Origin of the sequence: Paraconexibacter algicola (genome assembly GCF_003044185.1) — a bacterium.
Classification (GTDB): Bacteria; Actinomycetota; Thermoleophilia; order Solirubrobacterales; family Solirubrobacteraceae; genus Paraconexibacter; species Paraconexibacter algicola.
Map to the genome: position 1 here is coordinate 2,454,782 of NZ_PYYB01000001.1, position 12,978 is coordinate 2,467,759.

The following is a 12,978-nucleotide window of genomic DNA, read 5'->3' on the forward strand; positions in this document are numbered from 1 at the left end:
GTCGTCAGCGGCGGTCGGCCGGGTAGGGCATCGGCCGCCCGTCGAGCGCGGCGAGGAGGTTGTCGACGGCCCGGTCGGCCATCCGGCCGCGCGCGGCGTGGGTCGCCGAGCCGACGTGGGGGAGGACGAGCAGGTTCGGGGCGTCGAGCAATGGGTGGTCGTGGGGGAGCGGCTCGGGGTCGGTCACGTCCAGCGCGGCGGCGCCGAGGTGCCCGTCGTGCAGGGCCGCGGCCAGCGCGTCCTGGTCGACGAGCGCGCCGCGGGCGGTGTTGACGAGCAGGGCGCCCTGCGGCAGCCGGCGCAGCAGGGCGGCGTCGACGAGCCCGCGGGTGCGCTCCGTGAGCGGGCAGTGGAGGCTCACGACGTCGGCCCGGGCCGCGGCGGCGTGCAGGTCGTCGCCGCGGCCGACCGGGAGCACGTCCATGCCGAAGGCGGCGGCCCGCTCGTGCACGGCGCGCCCGATGCGGCCCGCGCCCCCGACGAGCACGAGCCGCGCGCCGCGGAGCTCCAGGCCCAGCCAGCCGGCGGGCTCCCACGTGCGCCAGCCGCCGGGACGGCGGACGGCCGCCGCGGCGTCGGGCAGCCCGCGGGCCGCGGCGAGCAGCAGCGCCATCGTCAGGTCCGCGGTCGCGTCGGTGAGCACGTCGGGCGTGTTGCCGACCGGGATCCCGCGACGGGCGGTCGCGTCCAGGTCGACGTTGTCGACCCCGACCGCGTAGTTCGCGACGGCGCGAAGCCCCGGGGCGGCGTCCAGCAGCGCGTCGTCGACGCGATCGGTGAGCAGGCACAGCAGGCCCTCCGCGCCCGCCACGAGGGCGCGCAGCTCCGTGGCGGAGGGCGGCAGCGGGCCCGGCCAGACGCGCAGCTCGTGCCCGGCGGCGACGAGCCGGTCGAGTGCGTCACCGGGCAGGCGGCGGGTCACGGCGACGAGGGCCACGCGGCCGATGCTCGCAGTTCAAGCGCGTCGGCGCCCGGCCGACTATCGCGTGGGACGCGCATTCCGCCGGCGGCGGCCCGCGCACATGAGACCACCGCAGAAGGGAACGAATTGTTCAACAGGAAGAAGGCCGGAAGCGACCCCGCCTTCCGTGACCTCAAGGCCCGGCTCGAGAGCCTCGACCAGAACTGCCTGTCCGGGCTGCAGCGCGGCCTGGCGGCGATGAGCACCGGTGACCTCACGGTCGAGGTGACCCCGGTGACGACCCCGATCGAGACGCGGTCGTCCGACCCCGACGTGCAGGCGCTCGTCGACCTCTTCAACACGATGCTGTCGCGCGCCCAGTCGACGCTCGGCTCCTACAACGCGACCCGCGGCGAGCTGCGCGAGGCGCTGGGCGACCAGTCGTGCCTCGGCGACCTGCGGGCACGGCTGCGCTCGCTCAACGACAACTGCCTGACCGACCTCGAGGCGGGCGTGCGCGCGATGCAGTCCGGTGACCTGACCGTCCAGGTCGACCCGGTCACCACGCCGATCACGGCGGCGGACGGCGCCGCCGTGGGCGAGCTCGCCGTCGTGTTCAACTCGATGCTCAGCCGCGCGCAGAGCGCCCTCGTCGCCTACAACGCCACCCGCGAGGACCTGCGCGGCGCGCTCGGCGACCACTCGGTCCTCGAGCAGCTGCGCAGCCGCCTGGCGAGCCTCAACAGCAACTGCCTGACGAACCTCCAGGTCGGCCTGCAGGCGATGAGCGAGCACGGCGACCTGTCGATCGAGGTCCACCCGGTCACCACCCCGGTGGAGAGCGAGACCGGCGCCCCGATCGGGGAGCTCGGCGAGATCTTCAACGGCATGCTCGGCCGCGCGCAGAGCTCGCTGGAGGCCTACAACGTCATGCGGTCGCAGCTGTCCGGCTTCGCGGACTCGGTCGCGCTCGTCGCCGACGGCGACCTGTCGGTGAGCGTCGCCACGAAGGGCGAGGCGGACGTGCTCGGCCACGCCTTCCACGACATGACCGACCGGCTCGGGGAGCTCGTCGGCGAGCTGACCGAGATGGCCGCCGAGCTCGGCGGCGCGTCGCAGCGGATGGCGCAGACCAGCGACGAGGCCGGCCGGGCGATCGGTGAGATCGCGCAGGCGGTCGGCGAGGTCGCGCACGGCGCGGAGCGGCAGGTCCGCACGGTCGAGAGCGCGCAGCGGATGACCGAGGAGATGGTCACGGCGACGCAGTCCAGCGCCGAGAGCGCCGACGAGGCGACGAGCGCGGCCCGCGCGGCGCGCGACGTCGCGCACGAGGGTGCGCAGGCGGTCACGCAGGCGACCGAGGCGATGAGCGCGGTGCGCGAGTCCTCGGAGGCGGTCAGCGGCGTGATGGGCGACCTGGCGAAGAAGAGCGACCAGATCGGCGGGATCGTCGACACGATCACGAACATCGCCGAGCAGACGAACCTGCTGGCGCTGAACGCGGCGATCGAGGCCGCGCGGGCCGGGGACATGGGTCGCGGGTTCGCGGTCGTCGCCGAGGAGGTCCGCAAGCTCGCCGAGGAGTCCCAGCGGGCGGCCGCGTCGATCGGCGGGCTGATCACCGAGATCCAGGGCGAGACCCAGCGGGCGATCACCGCGGTGCGCGACGGTGCGCAGGCGACGGCGTCGGGGGCCTCGACGGTCGAGCAGGCGCGCGAGTCGTTCCTGCGGATCGGCGGGTCGGTCGACGACATGAACGATCGCGTCACGCAGATCGCCGCGGCGATCAAGCAGATCGCGGACGCCTCCAGCCGGATGCAGGCGGACATGAGCGACGTCGCGAGCGTCGCCGAGCAGTCCTCCGCCAGCGCCCAGCAGGTCTCGGCGTCCACCCAGCAGACGAGCGCCTCCGCCCAGGAGATCGCGACGAGCGCCGCCGAGCTGGCGGGCCGCGCGACCACCCTGGAGCAGCTCGTCGGCCGCTTCAAGCTCGCGTCGGTCTAGCCACCGACGCGCGGGGGAGTACCGCGTTCCTCGGGTGGTCCAGGCGCGTCCCCCGGTCCCATCGGGCCCGTCCTCTCCTCGTGAGGGCGGGCCCGACGCGTGCCTGCGCCCGGCGCCTCAGCGGCCGGCGCGCAGGGCGGCGCGGCGCTGGCGCTCGGCGCGGCGGTCGTCGGCCGCGCGGCGCTGCTCCTGCGCGCGCCGGACGGCCGCCCGGCGGCGGGCCAGTGCGCGCCGGCGGGCCACGGCGCGGCGGCGCTCGACGGCCCGTGCGATCTCCGCGCGCGAGCGCAGCACCCGGACCGTCCGCGCGCCACGGCCGACGGGGGGCGAGCCCGGTCCGGTCGCGGCGGCCCGCACCGTGTAGCGGCCGCGACGCGCCGGCGTCCAGGCGATGCGGTGCCGGCCGCGCGGCAGCGTGGTGCGGCGCGCCAGCACGACCCGTCCGCGCGCGTCGCGGACGGTCACCGACACGGCGGAGACCTTCGAGATCCACACCGCGACCCCGGTCGCGTCGCGCGCCCGTGGCCGCGACGGGACGCGCACCGTCACGCGGGTCGGCTCGCGCTCGTAGCGGCGGAACCGCCGTGCCGCGCTGCAGTAGCGCCGTCCGGCGTCGCGCTCGCAGAGGTCGGCGAGGAAGCCGGTGACGAGCCGGTGGTAGCCGAGGCTCGCCTCGCGACCCCGGTCGCTGTAGCGCGACCATGCCCCCGTGTCCGCCTCGCGCAGCTCGACGCGCGCGGCCCGCTCCCCGCGCCGGTAGAGGCGGAGCGCCTCCCCGGACTCGGCGAGCGAGGCGAGGTCCCGCAGCCCGGTCAGGGCGCGCAGGTGCCCGTTGAGGATCCGCAGGCTCGGCTCGGTCGAGTACATGACGAAGTGCGACCCGCCCGGTGCGCGCGTGGAGACGCCGAACGGCGCGCGGCGGTCGAACGCCCGCAGCGCCGCGCGCGCCCGCCGGGTGTCCGGGCGCGAGCGCAGGACCGTTCCGGTGCGGGTGAGCGCCTGGATGGCGGTCCCCTGCGTCATCGCGCTGATCCACGGGGCGCGCGCGCCGCCCCAGCGGAAGTAGCTCTCGAACCGCAGCACGCCGTCGCGCCGCACGCCGAGCGCGAGCAGCCGGTCGACCGCGGCGCGCAACCGCCGGCGCGGGCAGTGCGCGCGGTCGCGCAGGCAGTGGCCGGAGAGCGCTGCGACGCGCCCCCAGCTGGCGAGCTGGTGCAGGACGAGGCCGCGGCCGGGCACGTAGCGCATCGTCACCGGGTCGCCGCCGCGCACGAGCGAGCGGCCGACGGCGGGGGCGCCACGGCGGGTCCACCAGTCCGTGTTGCGGCGCAGCGTCAGCAGCACGGCGGGCAGCCGGTCGGTGGTCAGGACCCCGTCGGCCGCGAGGTCCTGCGCGACCCGCAGCGCGGCACGCTGCTCGGCGCCGCGCGGCCCGCCGAGCCACCGGGCCGCGGCGCGGGCGTCGGCGAGCACGCGGCGCTGGGCCGCGTACCCGGCGCGGTCGGTGCGGCGGGTCAGCCAGGCGCGGCGGATCACCGCGTCGACGGTCGCCGACCCGCGCAGCCGTCGAAGCTCGGTGCGGCGCACGCGCCGGTCGACCGCGCGCGCCGCGGTGGCGACGTCGCGCAGCGCCTCGGTCGTCGCGGTCACGGTGGCGGGCAGCAGCGGCAGCGGCAGTGGCCGGGGCGCGTCGGGGGACGGCTCGGGGCCCGCGCCGAGGAGCGCGAGCGAGCACAGGGCCAGGAGGAGCAGGTGGAGCGGGCGCCGACGGGACACGACGATCTGCGAGTCCTATCGGCAGGTGCGACGTGGTGCGCCAGTCCGTCCCCGTTCGTGAGAGGACTCTCATGGAAGAGGCGTGACCTCCGGGGCCCGAGCCCGTCTCAGGGACATGCCCCACGTGCGAACCACCCTCACCTCCGCCGCCGCGATCGCCGCGGTCGGCCTCGCCGGCGCCGGCGTCACCGGCGCGCTCGGCGCGTCCTCGACCCAGTCCCCCCGCTCCGCCCCGATCTCCGCGACCGTGGACGGCTTCGCCGCGGTCAAGGGACAGGGATCGGTCCGGCTGATCTTCCCCACCCGCTGGACGGCCAAGGCGTCGAAGACCGCCCTGACCGTTACGAAGGCCAGCGACACCTGCACCTACACCGTGACCGCGAAGGCCGACTTCGTGCTCGTCGACCGCGGCGCCGACGCGCAGGCGCTCGTGCAGGCGGCCACTCCCGGCACCGGCCCCTACGTGCTCGACGCGGGCACGCGCGGCACCAGCGCCTGGCGGGTCGTCCGGCGGCCCCGGACCGACGGCCGGACCGAGCTGCAGGCGATGCGGATCTCCCCGACGGGCGTGACCGCCGGGCGCCAGACCCCGACGCCGGCGGGCAAGCAGGTCTACCTGCGCACGACCGTCCGCGCGCTCGACCGCCCGTCCGACGAGTGCCACACCGGGACCTACCGGGAGTCGCTCGGTCCCGCGATCGGGGACGCGCTGGCGACCCAGACGTACCAGGGCTTCATCCAGAAGCGCTAGCGCCCGCGCGCTCGTGCGCGGTGCGCAGCCCCTGGAGCAGCACCTCCGGGGGCTGGGCGCCCGTGAGGCCCATGCGCCGGTCCAGCACGAACGCGGGCACGCCCTGCAGGCCGAACTCGACGGCCTGCTCGATGTCCGCGTCGACGGCGGTGGCGAACTCGTCGGAGCCGAGCACCGCGTCGACGCGCTCGGGCGGGAGCCCGGCGTCGACCGCGAGGCGCCGCAGCGTCGCCGGGTCGCCGAGGTGCTCGCCGTCGGCGTGGTAGGCCTGCAGGAACGCCTCCTTGAGCGCGTCCTGCCGGCCGCTCTCGTGGGCGAGCTGCAGCAGGCGGTGCGCGTCGCGCGTGTTGGTCATGCGCACGCGGTCGGGGTGCATCTCGATGCCGGCCTCGGCGGCCATGGCGACCATCCGCTCCTGCATCTGGCCGGCCTCCTCGAGCGACCGGCCGTACTTGCGGGCGAGGTACTCGGTCGAGGTCGCCTGCGTCGTCAGCGGCGCGTCGGGCGCGAGCTGGAAGCTGCGCCAGCGCACCTCCACCTGGTCGGCGTGCTCGAACTGCGCGAGCGCGGCCTCGAGGTTGCGCTTGCCGACGAAGCAGAACGGGCAGGCGACGTCCGACCAGATCTCCAGGAGCATCGGCTCATCGTGACAGCTGCCCGACCTCGCCCTGGGCGATCGCGCGGCGCACCGCGGGCAGCACCTCGTCGCCGTAGAGCTCGATCGTCCCGAGCGGGTCGGCGCCCGCGACGTTCTGCAGGCAGACGATGTCCGCCCCGAGCTCGACGAGCTGCAGGACGCGTTCGACGTGCACGGTCGGATCCGTGCTGAGGATCAGCTTCTCGCGCAGGTCGTCGTCGCCGATCTGCGGGGCGGCGACCGCCTGGATCTCCTCCGGGGTGCCGACCGCGTCGCGGTAGACCTCGGGCGGCTGCGGGCCGCGCCAGCCGCGCGACCCGTCCAGCAGCGCCGTCTCGTCCCGGGCGTAGGCGATGAGGCCCTGGAGGATGAGCTTCCCGGGGTCGCGGCCGTGGCGCTGCGCGGACTCGCGGTGGGCGGCGAGGATCTCCGGCACCCGGTCGGGATCCCCCAGCGTCCACAGCCCGTCGCCGTGACGGCCGGAGACCTCCGCGGCCTGCGGCCCGAACGCGGAGACGTAGAGGTCCGGCCGGCGGTCGGCGCGCGAGTAGAGCTTCGCGTCGCGGACGGCGAACCAGCCGTGGTCGGCGGTGACCCGCTCCCCGGCCCACAGGCGGCGGATGACGTCGAGCGCCTGGTCCATGCGCTCGATCTGCTCGGCGGGGGAGGGCCAGTCCGCGCCGCAGGGGATCTCGTTGAGCGCCTCGCCGGACCCGACCCCGAGGAACACGCGACCGGGGAAGAGGTCCTCGAGCGTCATGAACGTCTGCGCGACGACCGCCGGGTGGTAGCGGTGCACGAGCGCGGTCACGCCCGTGCCGAGCCGCCGGGACGACGTCGCCTGGCCTGCGGCGCCGAGCCACGCCCACGCCTGACCGGACTCCCCCTCCGGCCACCACGGGGCGAAGTGGTCCGAGCAGCCGATGCCGTCGAAGCCGGCGGCGTCCGCGGCGATCGCCTGCTGCAGCAGCTGGGACGGGGTGAACTGCTCGTGGGACGCGGCGAAGACGAACTCTGGGGTGGAGGGGGTCATGTCCCGGGGGTGCCCGGGCACGCACCGCCTACGCGTCGCGCGCGCTGCCGTCGGGGAGCGGGACGATCGACTTCACCAGCGTGCCGGTGGCCACGAGCCGGTCGCCGTCGTAGGCGCGCGCGCCGCAGAACGCGAGCGTGCGCCCGATGCGGTCCAGGTGCCCGACGAACCGCACGGTCGCCCCCTCCGGCACCGCGCGCGCCAGTGACGCCTGCGCCGTGTGCGTGACCGCGTTGGTCCCCGGTCGCAGGTGCGGCACCACGGTCAGGTACGCGGCGACGTCCAGCAGCGTCGGCACGAGCCCGCCGTGCAGCACCCGCTGCGGGTTCAGGGCCAGGCCGCGCACCGGCAGCAGCAGCCCCTGCGTCGGATCGTCCGGGTCGGCGAACCGCACCTCGAGCGCCCGGTGGACGGGGACCTCGAGCACGGTCGCGAAGCGCGCGGCGAGCGCCGCCGGGTCGGGACGATCGGTCATCCGGGCATCCTCGCCGATCCCGGCTTTGCTATCGTCCTCTGTCCGCCGCGGGGTGGAGCAGTCTGGTAGCTCGTCGGGCTCATAACCCGAAGGTCGCAGGTTCGAATCCTGCCCCCGCTACTAGGGATGTTCTTCGGAACATCCCCGACCGGAAGCCTCCTCTCGCCGGGAGGCTTTCGTGTTTCCGAGGCAAGCCGGGCACCGGCTGGGTCTCAATTTGGTCACATCTGTCCTCGGAAACGGTATCGGCACTCGCGGTTGGAGTCGGAGTCCGGCGTACGGGCACCCCACGAAGCGTGGGGCGTTGTCCGAGCGCGCGGACATGATGGATTCGTGAATGCTCCGCGCCCCGAGAGTCATTCGGCGCGGCTTTCTGAAGCGGAACTGGTCGACCGATCGCTCCGGCCTCCGCATCTCGTAGTCCCGGTCGTCGGGGCCGGCGTCAGCGCAGGAGCGCAGTTGCCGGACGCCGGCGCCCTTGCGCAAGCACTCCTGTCACGGGGCGTCTTTGTCGACGGGGATCCACCGGCTGCCGAGGTCCTCTTCGACGTGGTCGATGCTCTAGACCCCGGCTGGCGAGAGGACAATCTTGCTCGGGTCGTGGACGAGGTCCTCGGCGCCGAGCCGCTGCCCACCGACGACCCAATGGCGCGCGCGCTCGTGCAGGTTCCGTCGCGGTTCATCGTAACCCTGAACTACGACCTGCTGCTTGAGGCCACAGCTGACGCGCTCGGCATCAGGCACCGCGTCCTGTCGAACACGAAGAGCGAGCTGAAAGAAGCGCACCGGCTCCTTGCTCGCGAGGCATGGCCTCTCGGGGAGCTCACGATTCTTCACCTGCACGGCATGGTGGGCCGTCCGGAAACGCTCGTCCTCGACGCTGACTCGTACTCGGACCTCATGTCGATGGCCGGGCAGAAGGAGGTGCTGCGGGAACTCTTGGTTCATCGCCGGATGGCGTTTTACGGCACGACGCTGAACGAGACCTACTTTCTCGAGGCCTGCCAGCGCCAGTTGAATTCTGCGGACCACGTTCTCGTCTGTGCTGACCATGAGGTCGAGACCGTTAAGGGCGGCCGCCTCTCGATCTCGTATCCGCGCCATCACATCCGCATCAAGACCGTCAGGTCGCACTCTGAGCTGCCAGATGATGTCGCACTGCTCACGACGCGAGCCGAGCCGCAGATCGGCCGTCGAGCGGTTACCGGAGCTCTCGAGCGGAGTGGCCTGCATCGATACATCCCCAACGAGTTTGCGGATCTGCGCAACCCGATTACCGAGGACCAGCGCGTCAAGGCCTGGGTCGAGGACGAGATCGACGCCTTTGACGAGCCGAACGAGGACGACATCTTGGTCGGCCATCGGACACTGGTCGTCGGAGACGTGGGCGTCGGCAAATCAGAGCTGATCGAGGAACTGACGGCGAATCCGCGTGCCAACCGCCCGACCGTCCTTGTCCGGCTCGGAAATCTTCGCTTTGCCGGGGGTCAGCTTTCGCGTGTGCTGCAGACCTGGGCACAGTCTGCTGTGTCCGCCCACGGCGGCGTCGACGTCTCGCTAGACGCGGTCGAGGCAGGCGGTCTGCATTTTCTCCTCGACGGGCTTGATGAGGTCCCGGCCTCTGAGCAGGCTACTGCTGGGCGATTGATTCGCCAGGTGGCTGCTGGCCACCCGCAGCACGCGTTCACAGTCACCTCGCGGCCGTCGGCTGCGTCGGCTGAGTTCCAGACTTCGGGCGATGAGTGGGCGGTCTTGCAGCTCGCGCCATCGAGGATCTGGCAGGAGCGGTTTCTACACGCCCAGCAGGTCGACCTCGCCACGCTCCGCGGAGAGATGGACGAGCTTGACGACCTCGACGAGCTCCTGACCACGCCGTTCTTTCTCGCGCGTATCGTCGAACTCCACCGAGCCAACCGGCTCGCCGGGCTGAGTGACCTAGGGACCCTGCTTGAGGAGATGATCTCGTGGCAGCTCGACCGCGAGGACGACCTCTTGGATGTCGATCTCACTGACGTCCGCCGCTGGCTCCAAGAGGTCGCCCTCTTCGGGCTGATCTTCAGCAAACGAGGCTTCACGTCAGGCGAGTTGCGCTGCTTCACCCTTCCGCCTGGAACCTACGGCGGACTCGACGGTCTCACCGAGGCCCTCGTGCACCGTCTCCTCTTGTCTGAGGCCGAGGACGGATACCGGTTCCCGCAGCGAATACTGGGCGAGCAACTGGCAGCCGAGCGCCTCGTCGGTCTGGAACCCGGCGAGGCGCTACTTGGCGCATTGGTGCCGCGTGCAGCAGCGGATGTTGGCGCCGTACGCGAGGACGCGCTGCTGTCCGTAACGCTCGCCTGCCGGCGGTCGAAGGTGTGGCGAAAGGCAGTTGCGGACCGGGACCCCATGGCGGCAGCCGTCGCGACGCCTCGCGGCGCGAGTGAAGGTGAACGGGACACGGCTGCCCTGAGCATCTGGCGTACGTACTCCGAGTGGCGCATTTGGATGTGGAGCCGCGGGCGGTCTTCGGTGCTTGACCATGCGGCGAGTCTGGGGCGCCTTGTCGCAGGCAGGTCGCGATGTGCGCCGGCGAGGCTGCTCCAGGGAGCAATGCGAGGCGGGGGACGAGAGGAACAAGGGAACGCGATCAGAGCACTTGCGATCTCGCCGCCGCCCAACTTCATCTCCGAACTGCGGGCGGTCCTCGAGGACCCAACGCGTGATGGTGTTGTCCTTCGGCAAGCGGCGATTGCGGCGGAGGACCTCGGCTACGTCGACCTGCTCGATGCGCTTCTAGTGCTGGTCGAGACAGCGCTCGACGACACTGTCAAGCAGACAGCCGGAGCGTCCGTCATTCAGCTCACACCCGAAGAACGTCTCGTAGAGGTTGGCCGTCGGCTGGCACGGACCACCGAGGCAGACCTCAGTCTCATCCGTCTTGCCGACCGACTCAGTTCCAGCGGGCTTGTGCTGGTGGCAGGGTCCACAGTTGCCAACGATGAGCCTCGCTTGCCGGACAGGGTGAGGCGACGGATTGCCGAAGCCGTCACAGACGTCGGGCCGGATCCCGGGGCGGAAGTCGCGGAGGCATCGGCGTACGCAATCGTTGTGCACCGGCTCGATGCCGCCATCGCGGAGGCGATCGCTGAGAGACAGCCGGAAGCGATGATGCGGGGCGTAAGCCGTGCGGTCGCAGATGGCGTGGATGACTGGGAGGCGATCCAACTTGGTTCGTACCTCCCTCGCGAGACTCTCGAGCGGGCGGGGTTCGATCCCCGACTCGTGGAGTACGCCCAGCGCGCGCGAGAGGCCCGCGCCAGCCCACCGCCAGGCAGCCGGGTCCAACAGGTGCCCGCCGAGCCGGCTGCTTCCGAGGAGGTTTCCCTTGCCGGCCTTCTGGCGAACGACAGTGCTGCTGGCTCCGACCTGTTGCTCCGCGAGTACCGCCGGCTGGCGCCCCAAGTCGCTCAGCTGAGCGACCCGCTCAGAGAACAACTGGCGCACGTCGTCGAGCGGTGGCGGCCAGAGATCCCGTACCGCGAAACGATCACTTTCATTCAGCGGAGGCACTGGAACCAGTGGGTCTCTGCGGCAGCGTGGGCCGCGTACTCGGCGCGCCTTCGCGCCGACATCGACCCATCGACATGGGCACAGATCGCGACCTGCGGCGTCGTCTTCGGGCCCGAACACGAATGGCTGCGGGCCACCGCGACCGATGACGGCCAAGTAGAAGCCGCGTGTCTGCTCGAGGGCGAGACGGACCCGGAGTTCTGGCTCGACATCTTCCAGAGTTGCGAGCCGCCCTACGCGCCGCGGTTGCTCCGAAGTGCGTGCGCAAATCTGGAGGGTGGTCGCGCCGACGACGTGCCGGAGAACGAAGACAGGATTGCCTGCCGGCGGCTCGTAGAAATCTTCGTTGACGCGCAGGAGCATGCGCTGGCCGCGCGGCTCGCGCAACGCCGACCGGCCCTGCAGGGAGACCTCGACGCGCTCTTCGCCCGGGGCGGCGACCTTCCGGCCCAGCTCCGGCTACTCCCTGATCTAGTGGCGCGAGCGGAGCGCGGCGAGCGTCTCTCCGACGAGGACGTGCAATGGATGTCCGGCGTCACACACGCCGATGCCCTCCCGCCCCTCTTTCGGGTCCTGGCCGCCGTATGGGTAACCCAGTCGGGACCGGTCCCTAGGTTCAGCAGCGGCAGCAGCCCTCGCGACCTAACGTCGCCCGTCATCGAGGCGATCGCTCGGATCGGTGGCATTGCAGCGGTTCGGGGCTACGACGAACTTCTCGAGAGAGGAGACGATCTCCGCTGGCTGCGTAGTCCGCGCGACCAAGTTCTCGCGCGACTTCTGGCAACCATTGCTGAGCCCCTCGCAGCAGCAGCGGCTTCGGCGGCGGGCCTTCCAGAATTGTCCGCGGAGGACTAAGCCTGTCCGATCCTCTGCTCACGCTACAAGCGTGAACGAGCTCGTCCTCGCCGTAGTCGCGACCGCTGGAGCCCTCGGAGGCGCAAGCCTGGCTGGTTGGTTCACCCTCCGTGCCGGAGCGGTTGAGAGGCGTGCGCGAGAGGCCGGGGAACTGGCGGCCGTCGTGTCGGCCGTCAACCACGCGTTGGACCGCCTCGAACTGGAGCTCCGGCAGCTACCTCCGGACGTCGCTTCGCGGAGCAAGGACCTGACCGATCGAGCTCTCGAAAGGACTCCGCTCCTCGCTTGGGCGATTGCGCAGGCTTCGCGCCACACCGTCGGTCGCCCGGCGATGCTGGCGCTCGACGGATACTCGGCCGCGGCCAGCCGCCTGCTCCTCGCTGGACCTGAGCCCGTGCTGCACGCGCTGGCGCCGATCAACGACCTGCTCGCCGACGTCGAGCATCGCGATGGTGAATGGTGGGTCGCGTGGCGAGGCGCACGAGGGGAGCTCATCCGCGTGGCGCGAGTTCAGACTGTCGTTAACGACAAAGGGACGCCGATCACCAAACGGAGGCCCGGTTCGCGAAGCATTACCCGGTCGGCCAGGAACTCCTGAACTCGGACCCGAGAGAGCGAACATATGTTCGCTAGGCTTCTCGTTCTCAATGGGGGATCACGGACACGCATACCCGCGCTTCCGCCGCGCCCTCCTGGCCAAGAACCTCTCGGTCGTAGACGCCGCAGCTCGTGAACTGCCTCACGTCGATCTCGCTGACGCACTTCGGATTCTCGTCCTGATGGCAGACCAGCATGATTCGCGCTTCCCGCGCGCAGCGGCGCGCTGGGCAGCACGCGCCACCGGCGAGCTCGGGCTCGACCTCGACCAGAGCCGGCGGCTCTTCGCTCTCGTCGATGCTCTTCCAGTAGCGCCCGAAGTGATCGCCGAGCACCTGCGCGGACTTCTGGCTCGCGCTGGCCGCTGAAACTCAGGGGGGAGTAGTTCGGCTCTCAC

Annotated in this window: 10 protein-coding genes and 1 tRNA gene; 5 read left to right on the forward strand and 6 right to left on the reverse strand. The window is 71.9% G+C overall.

Annotated elements, in window-relative coordinates; genetic code table 11:
* Window positions 1-4: 4 nt before the first annotated feature.
* Window positions 5-937 (reverse strand): 2-hydroxyacid dehydrogenase, encoded by a 933-nt coding sequence (locus C7Y72_RS11625; protein ID WP_107568885.1) that lies wholly within the window; start codon window positions 935-937, stop codon window positions 5-7.
* Window positions 938-1,048: 111 nt separating this feature from the next.
* Here C7Y72_RS11625 and C7Y72_RS23300 point away from each other — a divergent pair, with 111 nt between their 5' ends.
* Window positions 1,049-2,905: a methyl-accepting chemotaxis protein gene (locus C7Y72_RS23300; RefSeq protein WP_154734594.1), complete on the forward strand. Its 1,857-nt coding sequence runs from the start codon at window positions 1,049-1,051 to the stop codon at window positions 2,903-2,905.
* 117 nt (window positions 2,906-3,022) lie between these two features.
* Here the strand turns inward: C7Y72_RS23300 and C7Y72_RS11635 are convergent, their stop codons facing one another.
* Complete coding sequence (locus C7Y72_RS11635; RefSeq protein WP_107568886.1) at window positions 3,023-4,681, reverse strand: D-glucuronyl C5-epimerase family protein; 1,659 nt, start codon at window positions 4,679-4,681, stop codon at window positions 3,023-3,025.
* A 115-nt stretch (window positions 4,682-4,796) separates the two neighbouring features.
* On the opposite strand from C7Y72_RS11635, the gene C7Y72_RS11640 reads away from it, so the two are divergent.
* Window positions 4,797-5,432 carry a hypothetical protein gene (locus C7Y72_RS11640; RefSeq protein ID WP_107568887.1) on the forward strand — a complete coding sequence of 212 codons (636 nt, stop codon included), beginning with the start codon at window positions 4,797-4,799 and terminating at the stop codon, window positions 5,430-5,432.
* Here the strand turns inward: C7Y72_RS11640 and C7Y72_RS11645 are convergent.
* The 3 genes from C7Y72_RS11645 to C7Y72_RS11655 are packed head-to-tail and all read right to left on the reverse strand — an operon-like array spanning window position 5,416 to window position 7,577.
* Window positions 5,416-6,069, reverse strand: a complete 654-nt coding sequence (locus C7Y72_RS11645; protein ID WP_107568888.1) for a DsbA family oxidoreductase — start codon at window positions 6,067-6,069, stop codon at window positions 5,416-5,418. The two genes, C7Y72_RS11640 and C7Y72_RS11645, sit on opposite strands and share 17 nt — an antisense overlap.
* A gap of 4 nt (window positions 6,070-6,073) precedes the next feature.
* Window positions 6,074-7,102 (reverse strand): LLM class flavin-dependent oxidoreductase, encoded by a 1,029-nt coding sequence (locus tag C7Y72_RS11650; protein WP_107568889.1) that lies wholly within the window; start codon window positions 7,100-7,102, stop codon window positions 6,074-6,076.
* Window positions 7,103-7,130: 28 nt separating this feature from the next.
* Window positions 7,131-7,577: a PaaI family thioesterase gene (locus C7Y72_RS11655; RefSeq protein ID WP_107568890.1), complete on the reverse strand. Its 447-nt coding sequence runs from the start codon at window positions 7,575-7,577 to the stop codon at window positions 7,131-7,133.
* Between the two features lie 46 nt (window positions 7,578-7,623).
* Between C7Y72_RS11655 and C7Y72_RS11660 the strand changes: the two genes are divergently transcribed.
* The 3 genes from C7Y72_RS11660 (at window position 7,624) to C7Y72_RS11670 (ending at window position 12,582) form a co-directional block, all read left to right on the forward strand.
* Window positions 7,624-7,697 (forward strand) — tRNA-Met (locus C7Y72_RS11660).
* Between the two features lie 480 nt (window positions 7,698-8,177).
* The gene (locus tag C7Y72_RS11665) at window positions 8,178-11,984 is read left to right on the forward strand and encodes an SIR2 family protein (protein ID WP_158276809.1); all 3,807 of its coding nucleotides are present in this window, start codon (window positions 8,178-8,180) and stop codon (window positions 11,982-11,984) included.
* Window positions 11,985-12,015: 31 nt separating this feature from the next.
* Window positions 12,016-12,582 (forward strand): hypothetical protein, encoded by a 567-nt coding sequence (locus tag C7Y72_RS11670; protein WP_107568892.1) that lies wholly within the window; start codon window positions 12,016-12,018, stop codon window positions 12,580-12,582.
* Window positions 12,583-12,628: 46 nt separating this feature from the next.
* Here C7Y72_RS11670 and C7Y72_RS11675 read toward each other — a convergent pair whose 3' ends face one another.
* Window positions 12,629-12,916, reverse strand: coding sequence for a hypothetical protein (locus C7Y72_RS11675; RefSeq protein WP_107568893.1), 288 nt, complete (start codon window positions 12,914-12,916; stop codon window positions 12,629-12,631).
* Window positions 12,917-12,978: the final 62 nt, after the last annotated feature.

What these genes read in the sequence shown, in the direction of transcription:
- C7Y72_RS11655 (WP_107568890.1), bottom strand. Translation starts at nt 7,577, where the DNA reads ATGACCGATCGTCCCGACCCGGCGGCGCTCGCCGCGCGCTTCGCGACC.
- C7Y72_RS11645 (WP_107568888.1), bottom strand. Translation starts at nt 6,069, where the DNA reads ATGCTCCTGGAGATCTGGTCGGACGTCGCCTGCCCGTTCTGCTTCGTC.
- C7Y72_RS11640 (WP_107568887.1), top strand. Translation starts at nt 4,797, where the DNA reads ATGCCCCACGTGCGAACCACCCTCACCTCCGCCGCCGCGATCGCCGCG.
- C7Y72_RS11650 (WP_107568889.1), bottom strand. Translation starts at nt 7,102, where the DNA reads ATGACCCCCTCCACCCCAGAGTTCGTCTTCGCCGCGTCCCACGAGCAG.